Origin of the sequence: Shewanella basaltis (genome assembly GCF_023283885.1) — a bacterium.
Classification (GTDB): domain Bacteria; phylum Pseudomonadota; class Gammaproteobacteria; order Enterobacterales; family Shewanellaceae; genus Shewanella; species Shewanella basaltis.
In genome coordinates, this window is sequence record NZ_JAKILA010000008.1 from 79,265 (window position 1) to 104,115 (window position 24,851).

The following is a 24,851-nucleotide window of genomic DNA, read 5'->3' on the forward strand; positions in this document are numbered from 1 at the left end:
CTTACTCGCAAAATTGTTAGTGAATTAGACTAATAATTAGTGAAAATCATAATAGATGGCTTAATGAATAAATGAAAGAAAAAGTTAAATATTTGTATAACTGGCTGATATTGTTATAGTTGGCAAAGTTGGCACGCAATGTGTAATACCTATTGCGACATCCACGTTACTTTTTGAGGAATACATTATGGGAATTTTCTCTCGCTTTGCAGATATCGTTAATTCAAATATCAGCGCAATACTTGATAAAGCCGAAGATCCAGAAAAAATGGTTCGCCTTATCATTCAAGAAATGGAAGACACGTTAGTTGAAGTACGTTCAACCTCTGCCAAAGTGTTGGCTGAGAAAAAAGAACTGTTACGTCGTATTAGCCGTGTTCAAGAACAAGTGCAAGATTGGCAGGATAAAGCTGAGTTAGCATTATCGAAAGATCGTGAAGATTTAGCAAAAGCCGCTTTAATTGAAAAGCAAAAAACCACAGCGTTATTACAAACTCTGGAAATGGAATTGCAAGTTGTTGAAGAACATATCACTCGTTTAAAAGACGAAGTGGCACAACTGCAAGAAAAACTCAATGATGCTCGTGCTCGCCAAAAGACCATCATTATGCGTAAGCAAACTGCCACTTCACGTCTAGAAGTGAAAAAGCAGCTTGATTCAAGCAAAATTGATGATGCAATGATGAAGTTTGAGCAATACGAACGCCGTGTTGAAGGCCTTGAAGCTCAAGTTGAATCATATGACTTAGGTAAAAAGAATACCCTTGCAGATGAGTTTGCCGCCCTTGAAGCTGAAGATGCTGTTAATGACGAATTAGCGGCACTAAAAGCCAAAGTAAACGCAAAATCACAACCTAAATCAAAAGCATAATAATTTTTCAGAGGTGAGTTATGGACATGGATCTTCTTATTGCACCAATTATCATATTTTTAGTAATTGTTGCACCCATTTGGTTGATTCTTCACTACCGCAGTAAGCGACAAGTGAGCCAAGGACTCACAGAGGAAGAATTTGCACAGCTTAATGATTTGATTGCGAAAGCTGAAAAAATGAGCCATCGCATCGAAACCTTAGAAGCGATTTTAGATACTGATTCACCAGAATGGAGGGCGAAACATGGGCACAACTAATGATCGTACGCTATATCGCAACCCTAAAAGTGGTAAAATAGCGGGAGTGTGTTCAGGCATCGCTGATTACTTTAACTTTGAAACCTGGTTAGTGCGCGTGTTAGCAGTATCGATATTTCTGCTTGGCGGAACGGGTGTGGTGTTTGTGATATACATTGCGCTGTGGATGATATTAGATGTCAAGCCACAGGCATTAGATTACAACGAACAGCACAAAGACATCGAAGTAAAAAAGAAGGTATGGCAAGCCGGAGAGCCTGCAAAACGTGCCTTATTTGATGTCAGTCGCCAGTTTAATGGGCTTGAAACTCGATTGCAGCGACTGGAGAAACACGTAACGTCAGATAGTTTTGACTTAAAACGGGAAATCAATAGTCTTTAATTATTCTAATGGGCGGTTTACCGCCCTTGTTTTATGGTCAATCTTGCATTGAGGAGCTATCAGCCACCATGAATTTTTTAGATCGTTCCTTGTTTAAAGTCACCCAAACAGCCCAATCTCTTGTGCATCGCAGTACCGACCGACACGTAAGGCTTGCTGTAACCGGTTTATCTGGTGCAGGTAAAACTGCATTTATCAGTGGTTTAGTCAATCAACTATTACATGCAGGTAAAGGGAATAGACATAACGCATTACCTTTGTGGCAAGTTGCCAGAGAAGGCCGGCTCATTGGGGTACAGCGTGCAATGCAGCCGGATTTAGACATTGCCAGTTTTGACTATCAAGGCTCAATGACGGCATTAAATTCATCACCGCCACATTGGCCTGCATCGACACGAACCATTACAGAATTACGCCTAGCAATAAAGTATCAACCTCAACAAGGTATATTGGCTAAATTAACTGACACAGCCACCTTGTATGTGGATATTGTCGATTATCCTGGAGAATGGTTACTAGATTTACCTATGCTCAAACATGACTTTACCCACTGGTGTTTATCGCAACAGCAAAATGTGGCGTGTTTAAGTTATTCTCCTTATTATGATGAATTTGCCCAGGCCGTTAACCAATTAGACTTAGCCGCGGTCGCTGACGAGCAACAACTTAAATGTATTGCCGATCTTTACCAAAATGTGCTGGTTGATTTGGTTCGCAAGCAAGGTTTTTACCATGCTCAACCCGGGCGTATGTTATTACCCGGCGAGTATGAGAACACACCTTTATTAGCTTTTTTCCCTTTATTGTCGGTGAGTCCGTTAACGCATTCAGCGTTGGCCACAAGCCCTAAGGACTCTAATTACCATGTATTAAAGCGCCGTTATGAGGAATATGTCTCCCAAGTGGTAAAGCCATTTTATCGTGATTACTTTTCTCGGTTTGATCGTCAGTTGGTGTTAGTGGATTGTTTAAACGCGTTAAACCATGGTCAAGCTCAATTTAATGATATGGGCAGGGCGCTTAATCAAATTATGGAAAGCTTTCAATTTGGCCAATCTAGTTTATTAAGGCGTTTGTTTTCACCACGTATTGATAAAGTGTTATTTGCAGCAAGTCAGGTCGATCGTGTCACACGCGACCAGCAAAGCCATGTGCTGAATTTACTCAATGCGATGTTGCAACAAAGCCAACACTACGCAAATTTTGAAGGCAGTGATGTTGAAACTATGGCCATTAGTGCCATTAAGGCGACCCAACATGGCATGGTTAAAACAGATAATGGCCAGCAACAAGAAGTGGTAAAAGGAACTGGACTTGACGGTAAACCAATTACTGTTTACCCCGGCGATGTGCCTGCTGTGCTTCCTGATGCCACATTTTGGCAGCAACAGGGCTTTAACTTTAACGCCTTTTTACCGCCCAATATAAGTCAGTTAAATGAGGCTCATCCAACGTTTGAGCATATTCGCCTTGATCATCTTTTAGAGTTTCTATTAGGCGACAAACTAACCTAGGGCACTGTGTGAGTATTTTTTATGAATCAGATAAATAACGCATCGGGACTTAAAAAATCGCAAGTATTTACTGAAGCCGATCTTATTCGTGATGCAACCCCAAGCAAAGTTGCAGAGCCGATTAAACCCGCTCAAGCTTACCGTGACCTTGAATTTGTGTGTGAACAAGCTTTGGATGACTTGCCAGAGTCAATCTCTGACAGTATCACGCCCCGCAAACCCAAACGTTGGTCAAGATTAGCCGTGTTATCACTTTTCAGCGTGGCTGTATTGGCACTGGTGCAAACGGTGTTGGGCCTGATGGAATCGTTTAATCAAAGCCCCTGGTTATTTGGTTTTTATGCTTCGGTACTCGCCATTGTGACGTTATGGGCCACTGTCGCGGTTGTAAAAGAATGGCGAAAATTAGTTAGCCTTAAAAAAGTGGCCGATCATCAGGCCATTGCTGAACGACTATCACAAAGTATGCAAATGGGAGAGGCTAATAAATTTATTACACCTATTTTAGCCAAATACCCTCAAACAGAGGCAAAACAACAATTCATTAAGGCCACTAATAACGAGCATAATGACGCCGAAATCGTCATGCTATTTGATAAAATAGTGCTGAGCGAGCGTGATTTATTAGCTAAAAAAAGAGTCAATCGATTTGCTGCCGAATCGGCATTATTACTTGCAGCAAGCCCATTAGCTGCCCTAGATATGGCGATTATTTTATGGCGTAATCAAAAGATGATTAATGAAGTGGCTGCGATTTATGGTATCGAGTTAGGCTACTGGAGCCGTATTAAGCTTATCCGCAGTATTATTATTAATGTGATTTATGCTGGCAGTACAGAAGTGATAACAGACTTGGGCACTCAACTGTTATCTGTTGAAATGACAGGAAAACTCTCAGCACGAATTGCACAGGGGCTTGGCGGTGGTTTATTAACCGCGCGGTTAGGGTACCAAGCCATGAGCCTTTGTCGTCCAATTGCATTTAGCGCAAAAAATAAACCTAAATTGAGTCAGGTGCATCAGCATTTGCTGGTTGAATTAACGCAATTTACCTCATCTATGATGGCAAAGAAAAAGGCTCCGGCAGCAGAAACAGTGAATAGTAAGTCATAGCGAATTGTGTTTTTTATGTACAATTTTTGATTGTTGACTACATTTAGTCTCCGATCCAGAAACAACATAGCGTTCTGAATCATCACGCTGGATTATGGAGTAAGGAAATTCCAGCAAATTATGGAAATAAGGAGACTCTAATGACCTCATCAACAACATTAACTGCGTTATTCATGTGCTTGGCTTGTTTTTTTAGCACTTCATCTTTTGCCGCTGATACTGTTAAGAGCAACGTGGTTGCCGAAACCGCTAAGAAATCAACCCAAGCAGTTGAACAACATAATGCCATTAATATTAACAAGGCCAGCGCTGAAGAATTACAGTCGCTAAAAGGCATTGGCCAAGCCAAAGCACAGGCAATTGTGGAGTACCGTGAAAAAAACGGTAAATTTAAAGATTTACAGCAATTAACAATGGTGAAAGGTGTCGGTGAAAAGCTGGTCAGCCAAAATGCCAAACAGATTAGTTTTTAATGTGAGTTAATCGGCGCTGTTGCTCTGTGTAGGATGGTGTTGTTTGTGATAATCATTTTGTAAGGGCAACAAACCCTAAAAACGGAAGCTATAGCTTCCGTTTTTGTTGGCTGTTATTTGTTAAGATTGAGCATTAAATGCCTGTCCATTGGTTCCTATGGATTCATCTCCCATTAAAAAGAGATAGGTTGGCATAATTTCTTTGGCTGTTTTCAGGGTTTGTGGATCTTCTGCTGGGTAGGCTTTTGCACGCATTTCAGTGCGTGTGGCACCAGGATTGATACTATTGACTCTAACGTGTGTTTCATCACATTCATCGGCAAGTACTTGCATCATGCCTTCTGTAGCAAATTTAGAAAAGGCATAAGGTCCCCAATAAGCACGACCTTTACGGCCCACGCTGCTAGAGGTAAAAATGATTGAAGCATGCGGCGCTTTACGCATTACAGGTAGCAATGCTTTAGTCATTATTGCTTGTGCGGTCACATTCACTTTCATGATAGTTTCTAACGAAGTCAAATCAATGTGTTCAAAGGGGCCTAATGCGCCCAATTGTGACGCATTATGTAATAAGCCATCTAAATGCCCAAATTGCTCAGCGATAGTCTCAGCCATATCGATATAGTTTTGTTCTGTTGCTCCTTTTAAGTCTAGCGGAACAATAGCAGGAGTCGGATACCCAGCGTGAATGATTTCGTCATACACTTTTTCGAGTTTTTTGACGGTTTTTCCTAATAAAATAACGGTTGCACCGTGCTGTGCAAATTCAATCGCGGCAGCACAACCAATACCGTCTCCAGCACCAGTTACCAAGATAATTTTATTTTTTAGTAAATCTTTTGCAGCTTGATATTCCAACATGATTGATTAATTCCTCTTAGCGCAATCGCCCGTCAAATCTAGAACCGAATAAAAAATAAACGACCGTTTGAAACAAATGATTAATAAATGTATACGAATAGGTCATTTGTATGTAACAAACTTGTAGCTAACTCAATAATTTTGCGTTAACTTGAGAGTAGTTAGGGACTAACATAAGTCCTTACGGTCGCATGATAGGACTATTGTGACCAATTCTTGGGGAAAACAAAATTATTAAAACAAGATTTGGGGAAAAAAGATGAAAAGACTCATTTTGGGTGTTGCAATAACATCTGCTCTTGGCTTAACGGCCTGTGGTGGTGACAGCTTTAACGAAGCAAAAGAAAAAGCTGAGCCATTGGTACCTTTATCACATGTTCAGTTTGATCCGGCAAATGGAAAACTGCCATTACCTAACGATTTACTTTTTAGTGGTACTACCGATGGTACCTTGTCTATTCCGGGTGAAACCGGTGTGGATTACACCAATCCTCAAATCGCACTTGGCGCATTAGACGGATGGTCAACTAGCTCACCAATTTCAATAACAATGGAGCTAGCAAATGACCTTCAGGGCAATGCCTTAACCTTGGATGCCGCTTCTGTATTTCAACCTGGTGCTGTTCGTGTTTTTGAAGCCACAGTTGGCGGGTCGTTATCAACTGATCCAGAATGTACCTCGGCTGCGTCCGTTTCTGCATGTAAAGTGGGCGAAGAATTAACCTTTGGCGTTGACTTTATTACAAAAGCTTCTGGAAACAGTGTGGTTATTGTGCCACTTAAGCCATTAAAGCCTATCCAGTCGTATTTGTATGTTGCTACCAACTTGATCCAAGACTCGTTGGGTCGCAGCATTGCACCGTCAACCACCTATAATTTATTAAAATTAGACATAGAAACTAAACCTTTAGAAACGGCTTCGCAGCTGTTGTTACAAACATTAGTGAACAGCTATGAAAAAGGTGTCGCCGCCGAACATGGTATTGACTCTGAAGACATAATTTACTCAGGTTTATTTACGACACAATCGGTCGCTAATGTGTATGAAACTGCCAAGTTGCTAATGGCTTCGAGCGATCCTTATAAGCCTTCATTTACCAAAACGCCTACTCCAGCAGGTTATACCGCGGCTCAAGCATTAGGATTAACCCCAGCAAGTGGTGTTTCTTACATATTAGCGGACATGGCAGATGTGTACACCGCTGAAATTAAAGTACCATTTTACGGCAACTGCTCATCTGCTAGTTGTGTTATTCCGGTAATTGACGGTGCGCCAGCAGCACCAAATGGTCGCTGGTTTGCTCAAGGTGACAGCCCTGTTTCAGTGTTATTAGCATTACAGGCTGGCACACTTAGTCAAACCAATTTTTTCACTCAAGCTGCTGAGCAAGGGGTTGATGCACAAGCTGCTCTTGCTAACCCTGCACTGCTAGCGGGTAAACAGTGGAAATTAGATGACGGCACATCTGCAGACAAAACCAAGCATTTAACGCGTCTAAATCCTATCCCTGCTATTAAGGGCTATGAAACCATTCCTGTGCAAATTACCTTGCCAAACGCAGCTAAGCTTGCAGCATTTACAACGGCTCAAGGTGGCACATTTGTTCCACCAACCAGTGGCTGGCCAACCACCATTACCATGCATGGTTTAGGTGGTGGTAAAGAAATGAACCTTGCTTATGCCGGTACTTATGCCGCCGCAGGTGTAGCAACAATTTCTATTGATATGCCACTTCATGGTGCTCGCTCATTCGACATCAATGGTGATGGCGTTTATGAAATGTCGGCAACGGCACCTGCATTTGGTAGCTTAATTGGTAAACCTAATGCATTTACCAATGGTAACCCATTAGTGTTTGTTAACATTGCCAGTACCTTAACTGTTCGCGATAATTTCCGTCAGGCGACATTAGATCACTTAGCCTTGCGTTTATTGCTACAAGGTATGGCAGGGCAGTTAGCTGCAGCTAATCAACCTCAAGTGTTTGATGTGTCGAAAATCAGTGCGCAAGGTTTAAGTTTAGGCGGTATTGTTGGTACCACTTTCTCTATTTATGCAAGCACTGGATTGACAGATCCATCAACTGGTGCGTCTTTAGGTAATCCTTATGTGATTAATGCGACGTCCTTAGTGGCACCAGCGGGTGGTTTAGCGGGTTCATTTGCGGGTTCTGCAGCATTTGGTCCCCAACTATTTGCTAACGTTACTGCATCTAGCACCTTTGCAGCGTTATTAGCGGCGGCAAACACGGCGGGTTACGAAGAAGGTACCGCTGAGTACGAAGCATTAGTGCAGGCTGTGTATGCTGGATTTATTCCATCATTTGCACTGGCTGTGCAAACAGCGGTTGACTCAGCTGATCCGTTAAATCATGCGGGTATGTTAGCGGCGACAGAACTACCGGTTCATTTAATTGAAGTGGTAGGCGATGGCGCTGATAACTTATCAGACCAAACCTTACCTAACAGTGTTGCTAATTTCCCACTGTCTGGTACTGAACCGTTAATTGCGGCAATAGGTTTAGATTGTGTTGACTCAACGATGCCAGGCTCTGGTGCTGTTCGTTTCTCTAAAGGTCATCACAGTTCAATTGTTAGCCCAAGTGAAGTACCGGGTGTAACAGACGGCATGGCATCTGCAGCAACTGCAGAGATGCAAGCTCAAGTTGCTGGGTTTGCAAAAACTGCAGGTTTAGGACAAGCAACGATTGCGATATCAAATAGCGACGTGATCCAAAGCTGTAACTAATGCTTACTAATTAGTACATTTATTTAAATAAAACCCAGCTTTTGCTGGGTTTTTTATTCTCTATTTGTAGGGGATTACTGTTAAAATGTCGCTAATTTGTTTTCCCTGTATGGAGCGAAATTTGGAATTTTTATATGAATATGGCTTATTTCTAGCTAAAGCGGTGACGATAGTATTATCAGTGTTGGCGATTGTGGTCTTGGTACTAGCCAGCAGTATTAAGAGTAAAACGGACAAAGGTGAGTTACAACTAACTGATATTTCAGATGAGCTAATACAACTTAAGCATGATTTAAAACAAGAATTGCTCACTAAAAAGCAATTTAAAGCTTATGAAAAGCAAGTCAAAGCAGAAGAAAAAAACGCAGAAAAATCGGATACCGCTAAAGGTAAAGTTTTTGTTATTGATTTTAAAGGCAGCATTGATGCGGGTGAAGTGGCATCTTTACGTGAAGAGGTCACCGCAATTTTAACCATTGCAGACAAAGACGACCAAGTACTGGTAAATGTGGAAAGTGGTGGTGGAATGGTGCATGGTTATGGCCTTGCCTCAAGCCAGCTAGACCGCTTACGCCAAGCGAATATCCCATTGTCTATTTGTATCGATAAAGTTGCCGCAAGCGGTGGCTATATGATGGCGTGTGTGGCAAATAAAGTCTATGCCGCACCTTTTGCCATTGTTGGCTCAATTGGCGTTGTCGCCCAGGTGCCTAACTTTAATCGTTTGCTTAAAAAGCATGATATTGATTACGAACAGCATACAGCCGGCGATTTTAAGCGTACGTTAACCATTTTTGGTGAAAACACCGATGAAGGCCGTGCTAAGTTTCAACAAGAACTTGAAGAAACCCACGTGTTATTTAAAGCGTTTGTGGGCCGTTATCGTCCAGAGATGGATATTGCCAAAGTCGCCACCGGTGAACACTGGTATGGCCAACAAGCCATTAATTTAGGCTTGATTGATGAAGTATCGACTAGTGATGATGTGATTTTGAATTTGGCTAAAACCCATAAAGTGATAAAAATTCGCTATCAGATGAAGAAAAAGTTGGCAGATAAAATTGCACATGCCGCGTCATTATCAATCAATTCGGTCATGAACAAGCTGCTTGAACGTAATCAGTCAGTTTAATGATGTTAAGCATAAAAAACGACAGCGTGTGCTGTCGTTTTTGTTGTATTGAGTATTACTGAGCTTTGTAGCTAATGTGCTGGTGGAAACGTAAAATAACATCAACATGTTCTTTATCGATGTCAAATTCTTGAGTGAAAGTCCGTAAAGCATCTTCTACCTGGTTCATAAAACGACCGTAACCTTCATCGGTTTCGTCGCTTTTACCTGCAACAATTACAAATCTGAACACATCGACGAGCTTATTGCTGTCCCAATGCCCAATAGGTTCTGGAGATTGCGCATGAGGGTCAAAACCAATCATTTGAAACTCATCGGTGCTGGTGAGTTGCTCGTATTTACTGTTACGCACTAAGGGTAATTTACCATTGGCGACCATCGCCACTCGACTAAGCTGTTTGCTTTTGGTTGCCTGAATAAATTTGTCGTAAACCGTTTGGTATACTGAACCAAAATCGACCGTGTCATTAGCCAGTAATTGTTTTTTAATTCGGCGGTCAACTGGAATATTGATGGTAACGTAATTTAATGTGCTGACGTTTTCGGGCAATTGACAATGACGACGTTGATAACGGCTGTCTACGGCGCGTAATTTATAACCATAGGTTTCTTTTAACCCTTTTGCTTTGGCAAAAAAGTCGTAAGAAATATGTTGGTGATCGCGAATTTTTATCGGGACATCTTTAATCGGTAATAACGGGGTTAAATCGGTAATAAACTGCTGGATTTTTGAATGGAAATTAGCCGCATTGCTTCGTAAGTCATTTCCTGTGGCTAAAAAGACAATGCGTAATTTACGTGCGCGAAATCCTGGTATGCTGTGTAATCGGTTTGCCTCATGATGCGCTGGGTTGTAAAAGAACCGTAATTGTTCATTAGAATTTAAACAATATGCTTCGCTGTGAAAGCGAACCATAGGTAATTTGTCTGTAGCAACAACATGAACATTATATAATTCATGTTTTTCTGCGAGTTGATAAACTAATTTGCTAAAGCTATCGTAGCAGGACTCTAAGCTACTGTATGCATTTAGGTATTCGTCGGTTAATGGAAACCCAATCGTAATGTACTGGTTTTTACGGGTGGCAGTGGGTAAATATACTTTTTTTTGACGACTGACGGACATGTTATTTCCTTAATTGTCTGGAGCCAGTTGATCTTTCAAGGTTGTTTTTGCCGCGAATTGTTGACCATTTCTTACATATACCACTGTGCGGCAGAGACTTTAAGGTGTAGTGATTCTACATAAAAAGTCGATAACGCAGTAAAAATGGCCAACAAACGCTGCCTGAAAGGTTCGGCTAAAAACGTGTTATTCTTTGTTGAATAACGCTGTGCGAATAGCGTTGCTTAGATGACTAGGCATCAACCCATTCGCCTCGATAAACACGTTGTTAACTCAAACAACATTCAAGTACCAAAGATCAACAGGCCCTAGTTGTTGTCTAAAGTTTATCGTTATTGAGTTGCTTGTTGAGCTTCCATTCTAAACATTGAAGCTGAAAATAAAATGACTTTTGTTCACTTTAAAGAAATCTTTTTAACATTTGCAATGAAAATCATCTTTTACTCATCAATTGCTTGAGTGATCCACGGTAGCATCCATTGCGTAATTTTACTTTGAGCTTGTTCGTTAGGGTGAATACCATCACGCTGCATTAAACTTTTATCAGCTGCAATCTCTTGCATAAAAAAGGGGATTAAGCTGAGCGAATATTCTTCGGCTAATTGGTAGTAAACATCTGTGAACATTTTGCTGTAGCGTGGACCGTAATTAGGTGGCACCATGATTTCGGTCAATAACACTTTGGCGTTTTGTTCTTTAGCGAGCGTAATGATTTTTGTAAGATTTGATTTCAGCTGATTCGGTGGAAATCCTCGAAGGCCATCGTTACCGCCAAGTTCAATAACAACAATGTCCGGTTGGCTGGAGGCCAGTAAACTTGGGAGTCTTCGTAAACCTCCTGCGGTTGTTTCACCACTAACTGAGCCGTTAATGATAGTGTGTTGTGGTAGTTCATCGCGCAATAATTGTACCCAACCTTGGTTTTCTGGCATGCCATAACCAGCACTTAGGCTATCACCTAAGATCAAAATCGTGGCAGCATAGCCAGGCGCGCACATTAACATTAACGTAAATGCAGCAGCTAACATGCGTTTAAGCGACAAAAAAAAGAAGGATTGTATGTCTAATAATAGCGTTCGTAATACCAGTGCCATAACTGTAACTAACCTTAATAAAACTGTAGTGACCCAAGAGGGAGAGTTGACTATCCTCAACGGCATTAATATAGAAGTCAAGCAGGGTGACAGCATTGCTATTCTTGGGCCATCGGGTTCTGGTAAATCAACCTTACTCGGACTACTCGCTGCACTAGACACCCCCACCTCGGGAGAGATCATGCTCGATGGTGTGGCCTTGTCTGGCTTAAACGAAGAGCAAAAAGCGGCGCTGCGTAAACAAAAAGTCAGTTTTATTTTTCAATCCTTTATGTTGGTCGATACCTTAACCGCGCTAGAAAATGTGATGTTGCCAGCTGAGCTTGCTGGCGTAAAAGATGCCAAGCAAAAAGCCCAAGCCATGCTTGAACGTGTTGGCTTGTCGCATCGCTTAAACCACTTACCGAAACAATTATCGGGCGGTGAGCAGCAACGTGTGGCGATTGCCAGAGCATTTATTTGTGAACCCAAAGTGTTATTTGCCGACGAACCGACCGGTAATTTAGACAGCGTAAATGGCGACAAAATTGCTGACATGTTATTTGCCCTCAACCAAGAAAGCGACACGACCTTGGTACTGGTTACCCATGATTTACACCTTGCCCAGCGCTGTGCAAGGCAACTTGTGATGGAAAGCGGTCATCTATCCGAGCCTGCAGCAGAAGCTACTCAGCGCGAAAGTGCATCTGCTCCACAATTAGTGGAGGCAAACTAATGGAATGGCGCATTGCTTGGCGTTTGTTTAAGCGTGAGCTTGCACAAGGCCAATTAGTTTTAATTGTTTTAGCAATAACCTTAGCCGTTTTGTCGGTCACTGGGCTTGCTCGGGTTAGCGAGCGTTTACAAGTGGCGATTAATGGTGAAGCCGCAAATTTTATAGCAGCCGATCGCATTATCGACTCACCCGTTGAGTTAGACCCTAAAGTGTTAACCATTGCAGGCGAGATTGGCCTTGCCCATGTCACCAATATGCAATTTAATTCAATGGTGTACGCTGGCGATAAGTTTCAGCTTGTGACGGTAAAAGCGGTGGGAGATGGCTACCCATTAAAAGGCGATATTGAACTCAGCACAGGTATCACACAAGCGTTACCGCAAACAGGCCAGGCTTGGTATGAAAATCGCCTTGGTGGTTTGTTGGGTTTTCCTAAAACCATTGAGTTAGGCAACAGTGAGTTGTCACTTACCGAAGAGATAAGTCGCTTACCTGACGCCGGTTTTAATCCGTTTGCCTCATCGCCGGTGTTACTTATTCACTTAAATGATGTAGCAGCGACAGGGATTATTCAGCCGGGCAGCCGCGTGACATACCTGTATCAGTTTACTGGTGATGCACAGCAATTAAGCGCCTTTGAACAACAAGCTAAACCGCTACTTAATAACAGCCAACGCTGGGTTGATGTGCAGTCGGGCGACTCACCGATTGCCTCTGCTGTACAGCGTGCTGAACGTTTTTTATTGCTCGCCAGTTTATTGGGTATTGCATTGGCGTGTGCTGCTATTGGTATTGCGGCGCAGCGTTATTGTCAGCGCCATTACGATGTGGTGGCGATGTTGAAAACCTTTGGTGCTTCAGGTAAGCAAATCCGTGTGCTATTTGGTTTGCATCTTTCATTAGTGACGATATTGGGTATTGGCTTAGGGTTAATTGGCGGCCTGTTACTTGACCTTGGTATTACCGCGTTTTTACCGCCCGAAATCGCAGCGTATTCGCCGCCTTACTTGCGCCCTGTATTATTAGGTGTCAGTACCGGGTTAATCAGTGCATTTATGTTTTCGGCTTATCCGCTAATGCGTTTATTAGCGATACCACCGCTTCGAGTATTGCAACGCCAGCTTGAGGGGTTGCAGCTCGGTATGTGGTTACACTTGCTCCTCAGCCTCGCGGCGATGGCACTTTTAGGCTATTTATATTCAAGAAGCCTCGCGCTCACTATGACGGTAGTGTTGGCAGTCATGTTACTGGGGGTGTTGTTGAGCCTATTAGGGTTTGTAATGATCCGCCTTGGCCACGGCATAGGCATGAAAACCACCAATCCATTGCAACTTGCTTTGGCAGGACTGCGCCGCCGCGCTAGACAAAATGCGGTGCAATTAGTTGGTTTTAGTAGTGCATTAGTGTTGCTACTCACCATTTTGGCATTACGACAAGACCTTCTAAACGAATGGCAAAAACAATTACCAGAAAATGCACCGAATTATTTTCTAGTGAATATTGCCCCTGATGATGCTAAACCGCTCGATGACTTTTTAACCCTTAATCACATTAAGGCCACCGATATTTACCCGGTTGTACGTGGACGCTTAACTCACATCAATGATGAAGAACTCATTTCACGTCGGCAATCAGAAGAGGGCGTCGAAGGCCGTGTTGGTATATCGCGTGAGTTAAATTTAACCTATCGCGATACCTTGCCGCCCAATAATAAATTACTCGAAGGACAATTTAACCAAGCTGATGATGAGGTGTCTGTCGAATCAGGCGTCGCTGAGCGCTTGGAGTTGAAATTGGGAGATAAACTGACATATCGAATCGATAACCAGGATTTGTCGGTGACCGTAGCCAGTATTAGACAGGTGCAGTGGGAAACCCTACAGCCAAACTTTTTTATGATTTTTACGCCTAAGGCTCTGGCGCCGTTTGCGTATACGTCAATGGCCAGTTTTCATCTTAATGATCAACAACTGGCTGATGCAGGTAGTCCATTAACGTCAAATGAGATTGTGCTGCAATTAATTAAGCAGTTTCCAACGGTATCAATCATTGATGTTGGCGCCATGGTAGGGCAGTTAAGGCAAATTATTGAACAAGTGTCTTTGTCTTTGTCATTAGTTTTGGCATTGGTGTTGTTAGCCAGTGCACTCGTGCTGATTGCCCAAACCGAGGCCGGTATGGCAACTCGTCAACGTGAGCTAGCGGTATTACGCACGTTTGGCGCTTCGGGCTGGTTACTGCGGGCATCTACCGGGTTTGAGTTTGCGCTACTGGGTGCAATAGCGGGCTTGTTAGCGGTAATAGTGGCTGAGTTTGCGCTGTACATGCTTAAAACGCAGGTGTTCGAGCTGGTTGTGTATATGCATTGGCCATGGTGGGGGATTGCCCCTGTTGCCGGCGCCGCCATTGTTTCAACACTTGGCGTGTGGCGTTGCAGACAGTTATTGAATAAGTCGTGCAGTGATATGCTAAAAGCGGGTTAACACTGAGCTTACTAACCGCTAATTGAACGAAAAGGGAGATGCAATGTCATCTCCCTTTTGCTTGTGTCGTTGATGTGTTGTTTAGGCCGCTATTTAGATCGCGGCTTATATTGTGTAGGGCAATAACCACGATCAATTCCCTCAGGACGAAGCTTAAGATGTTTGGTTTTTCGGCCTGTAACACGTGCTCGCCACAGTTTGAAACTGCCTGGTTTCATGTTACTGCGCATCAATTTAATGACAGCGGATTCGTTTAAGCCATACAGGTGTTCAATGGCTTCAAATGGGGTTCTGTCTTCCCACGCCATTTCGATAATTCTTGAGGTATCTTGCACTGAAAGCATTGCGTATGATGTCGTTATTGGGTTTGCCATTACATACGTTAAACAGCCTAACTTAGTTTATAGCGTGTTTATAAATAACCTGAGCTCGGGATAATAAATGCCTTTCAAACAGTCCTTTGCCCTGCTCACTGCGTTGAATCGACTTACAATAGGCTAGCTATTGACGTGTCAATTCGCCTTGTTAGCAGAACAAATGACAAGCTTGAAGGTGAGAATGGGTAACATGTTGATTTTAAATAGTATAAGTTCATTCCTTATCCCGAGCTCAGGTTAAATAGTTTAACGACGGTTTAAATCATTATTCTGGATATCACTACCACATGCGTCTTGACCGTTTTGTCAGTAAAAGTACCGAATTAACGCCGCAGCAAGTGAGCGACTGTATCGCCCAAGCCACTGTGTGGGTTAATGGCGTGGCCATTACCGATGAAGCCAGTCAAGTGCATGAAAATAATCTGGTGCAATTAAATGGGCAAACCCTAGTACCGCGTCCTTTTCGTTATCTGTTATTACATAAGCCGCAGCAAACTTTGTGCTCAAACGTCGATGGGGTTTATCCATCGGTATTCTCATTAATGGATATTGAGCGGCCCTCAGAGCTTCATATTGCAGGGCGCTTAGATGCTGATACCACCGGACTGGTGTTAATAACCGACGATGGCCGTTGGACATTTAATATCACCTCGCCCAAATACGCGTGTTATAAAACTTATCGGGTTAATTTGGCTAAACCGATAAAAGAGGATGTGGCCGAGCGTTTTGCTAATGGGATTGCATTGCAGGGTGAAAAGGGCCTGACTTTACCAGCAAAGTTAGAGGTTATCTCGGCACAACAGGTGTTGCTTACACTCACTGAAGGTAAGTTTCATCAAGTTAAACGCATGTTTGCTGCCGTGGGCAACAAAGTGGTCGCGCTGCATCGACAGCGTATTGGTGCGGTAGAACTCGACGTGCCTGAAAGCCAATGGCGCTATTTAACCGCAGAGGAGATCAGCTCTTTTTACACGGCAAATAGCGAAGATGGATCTGATGTTAGCTAACCTCATCTATTTTTAATTTTTTATTAAAAATAGACTTATCGATAATCTCACATTATCAAAGCTGTTATGCTATCGACATCGTGTAGCGTTGGAGTGTGGCATGTTAAATCAGCAATGGTTAACTACCTTTATTAAGTTAGTTGAAGTCGGGCATTTTACCCATACCGCAGAACAGCTGTTTATGACCCAACCCGGGGTAAGCCAGCACATTAAAAAGTTGGAAGAGCAAGTCGGCGTGGCTTTGTTGTACCGGGTTGGAAAACGTTTTGAGCTGACTGAAGCGGGTATTCAATTACATCAACAAGCCTTACTTTGGCAGCAACAACAGCAACAATTGTTGTCACAACTGGCTGTTGATGATGTTCATGTTGGCGAGTGCCGAATAGCCTGCTCTGGCTCGTTGGCACTCTTACTTTATCCGCATTTAATAGACTATCAGCAGCCGCACCAGCAATTACAAATTTCATTAGAAGCAGCACCTAACAAACGCATCATCGACAATGTATTAGCCAACCAGGTCGAACTTGGTATTATCACCCAAGCCGTTCATATCGATGAGCTCGAACTCACGCCACTTGGTCAGCAAGCTTTATGTGTTGTGATGCCGAAAAAATATCAAGATATCGCGATAAACATTGAACATCTCATGGCACTTGGCATGGTCGCGCATCCCGATGGCATGCATTATTGGCAGCAAATAGTGAATCATTACTTTAATGACAAACAAGCCATGGCACAGCAAGTGCCAATAAGAAGTTATGTTAACCAACTGAACCAAATACTCGTGCCAGTAGCAAAAGGCCTAGCTTTTGCCGTATTGCCTCAATTTGCCGTAGACAGTTTTGCCCAGCAAACACAAATATGCATTGCAACGTTTGATAATGCAGGTGAGTCAAAGCAGGGCGTTAGTGAGCCATTATTTTTAATCAATAAAAAGCATCGCCCGCTGGCAAAACGTTACCAACCCATCATTGATATTATTCATAATTTGGTTTGAGTCAGTTTATGATGAACAACCATTACTACATAGCGACGCCTTAATCAAAAACCGCTGGACGCTTTCTGAGTGGTCACTTATTAATGCGCAATGAGTAACAAAGGATTATTGAGATTAAATAAGCTAACCAAAGACCAATTAGACTAGATTGATCAGATAAATCACTGTTCCCAAGAGTCAGTTGTTAAAGTGATTATATTTTATTATAGCCGTGCAACTGTTCGGCTTTCTTTTACCACGACACATTCAATTCACTACAGACCCAATTAAGAGCACATTTAACTCATAAGCCATTTAACTCACCACATCAGTGAGCGCTGCTTCAATATCGGTATAGTTAAACTCATAACCGGCTTTGAGCGCATTAGTCGGCAGCACAAATTGACCTTCAATAAGCAGCTGTGACATTTCTCCCATAGCCAGTTTCAGTGCAAACGGTGGTGTAGTGATAATCGCTGGGCGATTAAGCACTTTGCCTAATGTTTGTGAAAACACTTTATTACTTACCGGATTTGGCGCAGTGGCATTGAACACGCCTTGCAAGGGCGGGCGCTCGAGTAAATAGTGAATTAAGCCCACTAAGTCGCTGATGTGGATCCAGCTCATGCCTTGATCGCCTTTGCCAATTGGCCCGCCAAGCCCCAACTTAAACGGTGGTAACATTTTGGCTAACGCGCCGCCATTTTTACCCAATACAATGCCAATGCGAGTAATGCACACACGGGTTTTGGGTGATTGTGCTTGCAGGGCAAGGTCTTCCCATTTTTGACAAATATCGTGACCAAATTCGGCGTGAAACCCGCTTTGTTCATCAACAGGCGTTGAACCCTGGGCGCCGTAATACCCTATTGCTGAGGCGCTAATAAAGGTGTGAGGCGGGTTGCTGCTATTACGGATAAGTTGGCTAAGAGCGGCGGTAATATCCCAACGGCTATGGCAAATAAGTTGCTTTTGTTGAATAGACCAACGTTTTGCGACTATGGGCTCGCCAGCTAAATTGATCACCGCATCAATGTCGTTGAGGTCGGTTTTATCCGCTAGGCTTGAGCAGTATTGATGTTGCTCACCCAGTTTGGCTTTAGCAGCACTTATATTGCGGCTTAATATCACCAGTTGATGCTGTGTGAGCGAGCCCACTAACTGTTGGCCGACAAACCCCGTGGCGCCAGTGATTAAAATTTTCATGTCAGCTCCCATTTAGTATGGCTGTTAAGCTGTGTAATACGCGACCAAACATTAAAATGATCATCATCTCGCCACGTAGCATGAGTTATTGTGGTTTTTGGTAACACAACTCCATCGACACCGAGTCGGCAAAACGCAATGCATGCGGTTTGTCTATTTCGACACTGGCAAACTCAACCCAATCGTGCTCGCTGGCAATCGCCAGTGTTTGGTTGGTGAGGTTTTCTAATAACGAAAAACGATTATTTTCAATCAAGGCAATGATTTTTTTAGTAATGGTGCGATAATTCAACGCATCGGCAACATTGTTGCTATTACGCGCCTTGTCGGCACAATAATGAATCACAACATTGACGATCACATCTTGTTGATTATTGATTTCGTCTTCTTTAATGCCGATATAAGTACGTAAACGCAAGTTTTTAATGCGTATAATCGCGGTTTCTGGTTTCATATTGTGTGTGTCATTCCCTAAAAGTGATTCGCTAATAATATGGCCAACGTTATAAAGTAAACAATAAAATTTAACTTAATTAGCAACACGTTACTGGGTTCAGCTTAGCATAATCAACCATTTTAATACGTAACAATAAGGATTTTTTACCCTATGAAAGGAATACAAGAGTCGCCTATGGCCGTACGCAGCTTTGTGGTGATGGCGTGTGTGGTGATTATTTTAGCGGGAATAAAAACTGCCAGCCCAATAGTGGTGCCTTTTGTGTTGTCGGCATTTTTGGCCGTGATTTGTAATCCAGCCATTGTGTGGTTGTCTAAGTATCGGGTACCTAAATGGTTATCGATTATTTTATTGATGGCGTTTATCGTGCTTATGGGACTGTGGTTAGCCAGTTTAGTTGGCAGCTCAGTCAATGAATTTTCTAAACAAATGCCCGTGTATCGCCAGCAATTAATTGAACAGTTTGCTTGGGTAATTGAAAAGCTACAAAGTTTAAATATTCAGATATCTAAACAAAAAGTACTCGACTATTTTGATCCCGGTATGGCGTTGTCGATGACCACCAATATGCTTTCGGGCGTGGGTAATGTAATGGCCAACCTGTTTTTGATTATTTTAACGATTGTATTTATGTTATTTGAAGCCCAGTCACTGCCCAAAAAATTCCATTTAGCGTTAGACGACCCTGATATGCGTTTAAAGCAAATTGACAAGTTTCTACACTCTGTAAATCAATACATGGTGATTAAAACCCTAGTGAGTTTAGCCACCGCTGGGGTGATTGGGATTGGCCTTAGCATCATAGGTGTTGATTATGCGCTGTTATGGGCCGTGATTGCATTTTTATTTAATTATATTCCCAATATTGGCTCGATTATAGCGGCGATCCCTGCTGTATTATTAGCATTTATCCAAATGGGCCCCGGTGCTGCGGGTATTACGGGGTTGTTATATTTAGGCACTAATATGGTGATGGGCAATGTGGTTGAACCGCGTTTTATGGGGCGTGGTTTGGGCTTGTCGACCTTGGTGGTATTTTTATCATTAATATTTTGGGGCTGGTTACTCGGGTCGGTTGGTATGCTGTTGTCGGTGCCGCTAACAATGATTGTTAAAATTGGCCTTGAATCAAGTCAGTCAGGCGGCTGGTTGTCGATATTATTGTCCGATGATGTTGAAGACATTGTTAATCAAACAGAAAATATCGAGCAAGTTGTTGCTTCCTCAGCCGATGACACCGTGCAACAAACGGATGAAAGCCCAGTTAATACTGATGATGAACAATCCAAACCATCATAAATTGATGAGTCAATAGCGTAAGTAAGAGAGAGTATGAAGCGTTTTTTACAAGTGTTACCCGGTTTGACTGTTGGCGAAGATGTTTGCCGTTTATTTCATGGTCGTGGCGGTTTATTTGCTGGCGATGAGCACCTTTGTTTAGATTGGTACAAACCGGTATTACTGCTCACTAGCTTTAAACTGTTAGACGACGAGCAGCGTGATGAATTAGTGAGTGCTATTGTCACGTTTTGGCAAACGTCCTACCCAGGCCAGCCACTAAATTTAGTCTATCAATACCGTCATGGTGGTCAAACCGTTAGCGAGTTATTGTTTGGTGATGTGCCAGAGCAACACGTGGTAACTGAAAACGGTTGTCGTTTTTTAGTGCACTTGTTGCGAGGTCAAAACCATGGCTTATTTTTAGACATGGCCAATGGTCGTGCATGGGTAAAGCAACATGCGAAGCACAAAAAAGTGCTTAATTTGTTTGCCTACACGTGTGGTTTTTCGGTTGCGGCATTGCAAGGTGGCGCCGATGAAGTGGTGAATATGGATATGAGTAAAGGTGCGTTAAGCATTGGTAAGCAAAACCATTTACTTAACGATTTACCAGTAGGTGCTCGGTATTTGGGCCACGATATTTTTAAGTCTTGGGGCAAACTGACCAAGCTTGGGCCTTATGACTTAATCGTTGCCGATCCGCCAAGTAACCAGCGTGGCAGTTTTGTGGCCACCAAAGATTACGAGCGGTTGTTAAAACGTTTACCCGATTTGTTAGCGCCGCAAGGAGAAGTGTTATTGTGCCTTAATGCGCCTGAGCTTGGCTGTGATTTTTTAATGCAACAAGTTGCCAATACTGCACCGCAGTTGACCTATGTTGAACGGCTTACAAACCCAAGTGTCTTTGCTGACATCGATGAGCAAAAATCTTTAAAAGTATTGCGTTATCGTTTGAGCTAAACATAACATCATTTTTTGAGTAAACGAAACCGACGCCAATGAGGCGTCGGTTTTTTTATGGGTGTGTCAATTTACAATCTATTAACAAACCTGAGTGTGGTAACTGAATTTAATCATGTTAGCAAAAGGTGATATTTATCAAATAATCGGTAAATAAGTCTTTATTTAATCGGTATTTATGCTTAACAAGTTCGATCTAGATAATGATTTAACTAATTTGATGATCTAGATCATATAACCCTGAGTTTACCAATTTGTGAGTATATAGTTTGTTAATTGATAAACGTTAAACTTCTCCCGAGTCCTAATTAAGAAACAACAAATATAAATCCATGTGTTGTTTTATCCCCCACTACTGGAGGGTCTATGAGTAAAGAAACTACCAATTTAAAAGGTTTGGAACTGAAAATATTCATCTTCTTAACCGTCTTTTTGGCACCTATTTTATCTGTGTTACTGGTCAGTGCACTGGGTTTTAGTATTTGGTTTAGCCAAATACTTACAGGGCCACCAGGTGCTGGTTAATCCATCAATCCAATAATTAAAGTGATTAATATGAGAGTGATGTAATGAGCAATGAACTGCACGTAACCAGCCTAATTGTCCAAGTGCAACCAGATAAAATGGCTGAAGTAAGACAAAAAATCATGGCCATCCCAAATGCTGAATTGTCAGCTAATAATGACGTTAAGTTAGTGGTTGTCGTAGAAGGTCCGAGCCAAAAATCGTTGATGGACGATATCTCAACGATTAATGCCATTCCCGGTGTGTTGTCGGCCACCATGGTGTATCACCAAAGTGAAGCGCTAGAAGAAGGTGAAAAATGAAAATGAATAGACGCGATTTTATGAAAGCCAATGCCGCTTTAGCAGCGGCAAGTGTTGCGGGTTTGGCTTTACCCACTAGTGCCACAAACCTTATTACGAGTTCAGAGCAAACCAAGCTTGAATGGAACAAAGCCCCTTGTCGTTTTTGTGGTACGGGCTGTTCGGTGATGGTTGCAACTCGCGACGGTAAAGTCGTTGCTACCCATGGTGATGCAAAAAGTGAAGTTAACCGCGGTTTAAACTGCATTAAGGGTTACTTCCTTTCTAAAATTATGTACGGCCGTGATCGTTTGCAAACGCCTATGTTGCGTATGACAGACGGAAAATACGACAAACACGGTGAATTTACCCCAATTAGCTGGGAAAAAGCGTTCGACACCATGGCCGAACGCTGGAAAGCCACCATTAAAGCTAAAGGTCCAACTGCTGTAGGTATGTTTGGTTCGGGCCAATGGACAGTGTGGGAGGGCTACGCCGCGGTTAAATTAATGAAAGCCGGCTTTGGTTCAAACAACATCGACCCTAACGCGCGTCATTGTATGGCGTCTGCGGTGGCAGGCTTTATGCGTACCTTTGGTATTGATGAGCCAATGGGATGTTATGACGATATGGAAGCGGCCGATGCCTTTGTACTTTGGGGTTCAAACATGGCTGAAATGCACCCCATTTTGTGGACACGAATAACCGACCGTCGTTTAAGCGCACCACATGTAAAAGTCGCGGTGTTGTCGACCTTTGAGCACAGATCGTTCGACCTTGCTGATTTACCTATGGTATTTAATCCGCAAACCGATTTAGCCATTTTAAATTTTATTGCTAATTACATTATTCAAAACAACAAGGTTAATTGGGACTTTGTGAATAAGCATGTGAATTTCCGCAAAGGTACGACCGATATTGGTTATGGTTTACGTCCTGCTCACCCAACGCAGATGAAAGCCAAAAATGCTGACACCGCAGGCGATTCTACTCCAATCGATTTTGACCAATTTAAGCAGTTTGTCGCTGATTACGATGTTAAGTCTGTGAGTAAATTATCTGGGGTACCAGAGCATAAACTGCTTGAACTGGCTGAGCTTTATGCCGATCCAAACAGGAAAGTGACTTCGTTTTGGACCATGGGTTTTAACCAGCATACTCGCGGCGTGTGGTGTAATAACCTTATGTATAACATCCACTTGCTTGTAGGCAAAATTGCTACACCGGGTAATAGTCCTTTCTCATTAACTGGTCAGCCATCGGCGTGTGGTACGGCACGTGAAGTAGGCACTTTTTCACATCGTTTACCTGCAGACATGGTGGTAACAGAGCCTAAACACAGGGCGATTACCGAAAAAATCTGGAAAATCCCAGCAGGGATTATCCCTGAAAAACCAGGTTTTCATGCGGTTGAACAAAGCCGTCGCTTAAAAGACGGTGACTTGAACTGTTACTGGGTGCAAGTCAATAACAACATGCAAGCAGGCCCTAACATTAACGAAGAAATGTTACCTGGCTACCGTAACCCAGATAATTTCATCGTGGTATCGGATGCTTACCCAACGGTCACCACCCAGGCTGCTGATTTAATTCTACCAACCGCAATGTGGGTTGAGAAAGAGGGCGCCTATGGTAATGCCGAGCGTCGCACGCAGTTCTGGCATCAAATGGTCAAAGCACCGGGTGAGTCTAAGTCTGATCTGTGGCAGTTAATGGAGTTTTCAAAGCGTTTTACCACTGACGAAGTGTGGTCAAAAGACGTGTTAGCGGCTAATCCATCATACAAAGGCAAGACACTGTTTGATGTGCTATTTAAGAATGGTCAAGTTGATAAGTTCCCTGTATCAGACGCTGATCCTAAATACATGAACGCCGAAAATGATGCCTTTGGTTTCTATGTGCAAAAAGGCTTGTTTGAAGAATACGCGACCTTTGGTCGCGGTCATGGTCACGATTTAGCTGATTTTGATACTTACCATAAAGAGCATGGTTTACGTTGGCCAGTGGTTGATGGCAAAGAGACTAAGTGGCGTTTTCGTGAAGGGTCAGATCCTTATGTCAAAGCCGGAAAAGGTTTTGAGTTTTACGGCAAACCAGATGGTAAAGCAGTTATTTTTGCATTGCCTTATGAGCCTGCGGCAGAGTCACCTGATCAAGAGTACGATCTTTGGTTATCAACGGGTCGTGTGCTTGAACATTGGCATTCAGGTTCAATGACCCAGCGAGTACCTGAGTTGTATAAAGCCTTCCCAGATGCGGTGTGTTTTATGCACCCTGAAGATGCTAAAAAGCGTGGCTTACGCCGTGGTGATGAAATCAAGGTGATTTCTCGTCGTGGTGAGATCAAAACCCGTGTAGAAACTCGTGGCCGTAATAAACCTCCTGTTGGACTTGTGTTTGTTCCATGGTTTGATGCCAGTCAGCTCATTAATAAAGTCACTTTGGATGCAACAGATCCTATTTCTAAACAAACTGACTTTAAAAAGTGTGCCATTAAGATTGTAAAGGCTTGAGGAGACCGACTATGAAAACAGGTAAATTTTTATCGATTATCGCGTTATTGGGCTTCTCTGTCAGCGTTATGGCGACCAGCGTACCTGAGGACAAAATCGACACATTGCGTTTAGCCCCCATTAACGTTGAGCCCACTCCGCCAGCGATGCAAGCGGTGATCAATACTGACGTTAAGCAGGTGCGTAACTACCCAATGCAGCCGCCGGTTATCCCACATAAGATTGACGGTTATCAAATTGATCTTAAAGTGAATAAATGTATGCAATGCCATGCTCGTACCAGTACAGGTCATTCACAGGCGCCCATGGTGAGTGTGACGCATTATATGGACCGTGAGAACAACTTTTTGGCTGATTTATCGCCACGTCGTTACTTTTGTACTCAGTGCCATGCACCGCAATTAGATGCCAAGTTACTCGTTGAAAATGATTTTGTTGATATTGATCATTTAATCAAAGCCAACGCAGTTAAGCATTAGGAGTCAATATGTTAGC

At 42.8% G+C, this 24,851-nt stretch carries 24 protein-coding genes; 18 read left to right on the forward strand and 6 right to left on the reverse strand.

Features of this window, described 5'->3' with window-relative positions; translation table 11 throughout:
- Positions 1-187: 187 nt before the first annotated feature.
- From pspA to L2703_RS08065, 6 genes are all read left to right on the forward strand, one after another.
- On the forward strand, positions 188-871 hold the full coding sequence (gene pspA / locus L2703_RS08040; protein ID WP_248970587.1) for a phage shock protein PspA: 684 nt from the start codon (positions 188-190) through the stop codon (positions 869-871).
- A 20-nt stretch (positions 872-891) separates the two neighbouring features.
- Positions 892-1,131 carry an envelope stress response membrane protein PspB gene (gene pspB, locus L2703_RS08045; protein ID WP_238103304.1) on the forward strand — a complete coding sequence of 80 codons (240 nt, stop codon included), beginning with the start codon at positions 892-894 and terminating at the stop codon, positions 1,129-1,131.
- The gene (gene pspC / locus L2703_RS08050) at positions 1,118-1,513 is read left to right on the forward strand and encodes an envelope stress response membrane protein PspC (protein WP_248970588.1); all 396 of its coding nucleotides are present in this window, start codon (positions 1,118-1,120) and stop codon (positions 1,511-1,513) included. The genes pspB and pspC overlap by 14 nt, the downstream gene beginning before the upstream one ends.
- 68 nt (positions 1,514-1,581) lie before the next feature.
- Entirely contained in the window at positions 1,582-3,027 is a 1,446-nt protein-coding gene (locus L2703_RS08055) for a YcjX family GTP-binding protein (RefSeq protein WP_248970589.1), read from the forward strand.
- 21 nt (positions 3,028-3,048) lie between these two features.
- On the forward strand, positions 3,049-4,140 hold the full coding sequence (locus L2703_RS08060; protein WP_248970590.1) for a TIGR01620 family protein: 1,092 nt from the start codon (positions 3,049-3,051) through the stop codon (positions 4,138-4,140).
- A gap of 140 nt (positions 4,141-4,280) precedes the next feature.
- Positions 4,281-4,613: a ComEA family DNA-binding protein gene (locus tag L2703_RS08065; protein ID WP_248970591.1), complete on the forward strand. Its 333-nt coding sequence runs from the start codon at positions 4,281-4,283 to the stop codon at positions 4,611-4,613.
- 120 nt (positions 4,614-4,733) lie between these two features.
- On the opposite strand, the gene L2703_RS08070 is transcribed toward L2703_RS08065, so the two are convergent.
- Positions 4,734-5,474, reverse strand: coding sequence for a YciK family oxidoreductase (locus L2703_RS08070; protein ID WP_248970592.1), 741 nt, complete (start codon positions 5,472-5,474; stop codon positions 4,734-4,736).
- A gap of 259 nt (positions 5,475-5,733) precedes the next feature.
- Between L2703_RS08070 and L2703_RS08075 the strand changes: the two genes are divergently transcribed.
- Together L2703_RS08075 and sohB are read left to right on the forward strand one after the other, a co-directional pair.
- A complete protein-coding gene (locus tag L2703_RS08075; RefSeq protein ID WP_248970593.1) occupies positions 5,734-8,223 on the forward strand; it encodes a VolA/Pla-1 family phospholipase in 2,490 nt (829 codons plus the stop codon).
- Positions 8,224-8,344: 121 nt separating this feature from the next.
- Positions 8,345-9,355: a protease SohB gene (gene sohB, locus L2703_RS08080; RefSeq protein WP_248970594.1), complete on the forward strand. Its 1,011-nt coding sequence runs from the start codon at positions 8,345-8,347 to the stop codon at positions 9,353-9,355.
- A gap of 55 nt (positions 9,356-9,410) precedes the next feature.
- Here sohB and L2703_RS08085 read toward each other — a convergent pair whose 3' ends face one another.
- Together L2703_RS08085 and L2703_RS08090 are read right to left on the reverse strand one after the other, a co-directional pair.
- Complete coding sequence (locus L2703_RS08085) at positions 9,411-10,481, reverse strand: DUF3083 family protein (RefSeq protein ID WP_248970595.1); 1,071 nt, start codon at positions 10,479-10,481, stop codon at positions 9,411-9,413.
- Between the two features lie 440 nt (positions 10,482-10,921).
- Complete coding sequence (locus L2703_RS08090; RefSeq protein ID WP_248970647.1) at positions 10,922-11,479, reverse strand: arylesterase; 558 nt, start codon at positions 11,477-11,479, stop codon at positions 10,922-10,924.
- 61 nt (positions 11,480-11,540) lie between these two features.
- Between L2703_RS08090 and L2703_RS08095 the strand changes: the two genes are divergently transcribed.
- Both L2703_RS08095 and L2703_RS08100 read left to right on the forward strand, forming a co-directional pair.
- A complete protein-coding gene (locus tag L2703_RS08095; RefSeq protein ID WP_248970596.1) occupies positions 11,541-12,290 on the forward strand; it encodes an ABC transporter ATP-binding protein in 750 nt (249 codons plus the stop codon).
- Entirely contained in the window at positions 12,290-14,773 is a 2,484-nt protein-coding gene (locus L2703_RS08100; protein ID WP_248970597.1) for an ABC transporter permease, read from the forward strand. Before L2703_RS08095 ends, L2703_RS08100 begins: the two co-directional genes overlap by 1 nt.
- An 89-nt stretch (positions 14,774-14,862) precedes the next feature.
- Here the strand turns inward: L2703_RS08100 and L2703_RS08105 are convergent, their stop codons facing one another.
- On the reverse strand, positions 14,863-15,147 hold the full coding sequence (locus tag L2703_RS08105) for a TIGR03643 family protein (RefSeq protein ID WP_248970598.1): 285 nt from the start codon (positions 15,145-15,147) through the stop codon (positions 14,863-14,865).
- A 290-nt stretch (positions 15,148-15,437) separates the two neighbouring features.
- Between L2703_RS08105 and L2703_RS08110 the strand changes: the two genes are divergently transcribed.
- Both L2703_RS08110 and L2703_RS08115 read left to right on the forward strand, forming a co-directional pair.
- Positions 15,438-16,157 carry a pseudouridine synthase gene (locus L2703_RS08110; RefSeq protein WP_248970599.1) on the forward strand — a complete coding sequence of 240 codons (720 nt, stop codon included), beginning with the start codon at positions 15,438-15,440 and terminating at the stop codon, positions 16,155-16,157.
- A gap of 100 nt (positions 16,158-16,257) precedes the next feature.
- Positions 16,258-17,154: a LysR family transcriptional regulator gene (locus L2703_RS08115; protein ID WP_248970600.1), complete on the forward strand. Its 897-nt coding sequence runs from the start codon at positions 16,258-16,260 to the stop codon at positions 17,152-17,154.
- Between the two features lie 294 nt (positions 17,155-17,448).
- Here the strand turns inward: L2703_RS08115 and L2703_RS08120 are convergent, their stop codons facing one another.
- Together L2703_RS08120 and folX are read right to left on the reverse strand one after the other, a co-directional pair.
- Entirely contained in the window at positions 17,449-18,339 is an 891-nt protein-coding gene (locus tag L2703_RS08120) for a TIGR01777 family oxidoreductase (RefSeq protein WP_248970601.1), read from the reverse strand.
- 85 nt (positions 18,340-18,424) lie between these two features.
- The gene (gene folX, locus L2703_RS08125) at positions 18,425-18,793 is read right to left on the reverse strand and encodes a dihydroneopterin triphosphate 2'-epimerase (protein WP_248970602.1); all 369 of its coding nucleotides are present in this window, start codon (positions 18,791-18,793) and stop codon (positions 18,425-18,427) included.
- Between the two features lie 153 nt (positions 18,794-18,946).
- Between folX and L2703_RS08130 the strand changes: the two genes are divergently transcribed.
- The 6 genes from L2703_RS08130 (at position 18,947) to L2703_RS08155 (ending at position 24,835) form a co-directional block, all read left to right on the forward strand.
- Positions 18,947-20,095, forward strand: a complete 1,149-nt coding sequence (locus L2703_RS08130) for an AI-2E family transporter (RefSeq protein ID WP_248970603.1) — start codon at positions 18,947-18,949, stop codon at positions 20,093-20,095.
- 33 nt (positions 20,096-20,128) lie between these two features.
- The gene (locus tag L2703_RS08135; RefSeq protein ID WP_248970604.1) at positions 20,129-21,037 is read left to right on the forward strand and encodes a class I SAM-dependent methyltransferase; all 909 of its coding nucleotides are present in this window, start codon (positions 20,129-20,131) and stop codon (positions 21,035-21,037) included.
- A 366-nt stretch (positions 21,038-21,403) separates the two neighbouring features.
- Positions 21,404-21,562 (forward strand): periplasmic nitrate reductase, NapE protein, encoded by a 159-nt coding sequence (locus L2703_RS08140; RefSeq protein WP_248970605.1) that lies wholly within the window; start codon positions 21,404-21,406, stop codon positions 21,560-21,562.
- 44 nt (positions 21,563-21,606) lie between these two features.
- Complete coding sequence (locus tag L2703_RS08145; RefSeq protein ID WP_248970606.1) at positions 21,607-21,864, forward strand: chaperone NapD; 258 nt, start codon at positions 21,607-21,609, stop codon at positions 21,862-21,864.
- Positions 21,865-21,866: 2 nt separating this feature from the next.
- Positions 21,867-24,356 (forward strand): nitrate reductase catalytic subunit NapA, encoded by a 2,490-nt coding sequence (gene napA / locus L2703_RS08150; protein WP_248970607.1) that lies wholly within the window; start codon positions 21,867-21,869, stop codon positions 24,354-24,356.
- Between the two features lie 11 nt (positions 24,357-24,367).
- Entirely contained in the window at positions 24,368-24,835 is a 468-nt protein-coding gene (locus tag L2703_RS08155; protein WP_248970608.1) for a nitrate reductase cytochrome c-type subunit, read from the forward strand.
- Positions 24,836-24,851 lie beyond the last annotated feature (16 nt).

Excerpts from the sequence above, each read along its gene's own strand:
- L2703_RS08155 (WP_248970608.1), top strand. The coding sequence starts at position 24,368 with ATGAAAACAGGTAAATTTTTATCGATTATCGCGTTATTGGGCTTCTCT.
- L2703_RS08140 (WP_248970605.1), top strand. The coding sequence starts at position 21,404 with ATGAGTAAAGAAACTACCAATTTAAAAGGTTTGGAACTGAAAATATTC.
- L2703_RS08110 (WP_248970599.1), top strand. The coding sequence starts at position 15,438 with ATGCGTCTTGACCGTTTTGTCAGTAAAAGTACCGAATTAACGCCGCAG.
- L2703_RS08100 (WP_248970597.1), top strand. The coding sequence starts at position 12,290 with ATGGAATGGCGCATTGCTTGGCGTTTGTTTAAGCGTGAGCTTGCACAA.
- napA (WP_248970607.1), top strand. The coding sequence starts at position 21,867 with ATGAATAGACGCGATTTTATGAAAGCCAATGCCGCTTTAGCAGCGGCA.
- L2703_RS08085 (WP_248970595.1), bottom strand. The coding sequence starts at position 10,481 with ATGTCCGTCAGTCGTCAAAAAAAAGTATATTTACCCACTGCCACCCGT.
- L2703_RS08115 (WP_248970600.1), top strand. The coding sequence starts at position 16,258 with ATGTTAAATCAGCAATGGTTAACTACCTTTATTAAGTTAGTTGAAGTC.
- L2703_RS08145 (WP_248970606.1), top strand. The coding sequence starts at position 21,607 with ATGAGCAATGAACTGCACGTAACCAGCCTAATTGTCCAAGTGCAACCA.
- L2703_RS08090 (WP_248970647.1), bottom strand. The coding sequence starts at position 11,479 with ATGTGCGCGCCTGGCTATGCTGCCACGATTTTGATCTTAGGTGATAGC.
- L2703_RS08095 (WP_248970596.1), top strand. The coding sequence starts at position 11,541 with ATGTCTAATAATAGCGTTCGTAATACCAGTGCCATAACTGTAACTAAC.
- L2703_RS08055 (WP_248970589.1), top strand. The coding sequence starts at position 1,582 with ATGAATTTTTTAGATCGTTCCTTGTTTAAAGTCACCCAAACAGCCCAA.
- L2703_RS08120 (WP_248970601.1), bottom strand. The coding sequence starts at position 18,339 with ATGAAAATTTTAATCACTGGCGCCACGGGGTTTGTCGGCCAACAGTTA.
- pspC (WP_248970588.1), top strand. The coding sequence starts at position 1,118 with ATGGGCACAACTAATGATCGTACGCTATATCGCAACCCTAAAAGTGGT.
- pspA (WP_248970587.1), top strand. The coding sequence starts at position 188 with ATGGGAATTTTCTCTCGCTTTGCAGATATCGTTAATTCAAATATCAGC.
- L2703_RS08070 (WP_248970592.1), bottom strand. The coding sequence starts at position 5,474 with ATGTTGGAATATCAAGCTGCAAAAGATTTACTAAAAAATAAAATTATC.
- folX (WP_248970602.1), bottom strand. The coding sequence starts at position 18,793 with ATGAAACCAGAAACCGCGATTATACGCATTAAAAACTTGCGTTTACGT.
- L2703_RS08135 (WP_248970604.1), top strand. The coding sequence starts at position 20,129 with ATGAAGCGTTTTTTACAAGTGTTACCCGGTTTGACTGTTGGCGAAGAT.
- L2703_RS08075 (WP_248970593.1), top strand. The coding sequence starts at position 5,734 with ATGAAAAGACTCATTTTGGGTGTTGCAATAACATCTGCTCTTGGCTTA.
- pspB (WP_238103304.1), top strand. The coding sequence starts at position 892 with ATGGACATGGATCTTCTTATTGCACCAATTATCATATTTTTAGTAATT.
- L2703_RS08060 (WP_248970590.1), top strand. The coding sequence starts at position 3,049 with ATGAATCAGATAAATAACGCATCGGGACTTAAAAAATCGCAAGTATTT.
- L2703_RS08105 (WP_248970598.1), bottom strand. The coding sequence starts at position 15,147 with ATGGCAAACCCAATAACGACATCATACGCAATGCTTTCAGTGCAAGAT.
- L2703_RS08065 (WP_248970591.1), top strand. The coding sequence starts at position 4,281 with ATGACCTCATCAACAACATTAACTGCGTTATTCATGTGCTTGGCTTGT.
- L2703_RS08130 (WP_248970603.1), top strand. The coding sequence starts at position 18,947 with ATGAAAGGAATACAAGAGTCGCCTATGGCCGTACGCAGCTTTGTGGTG.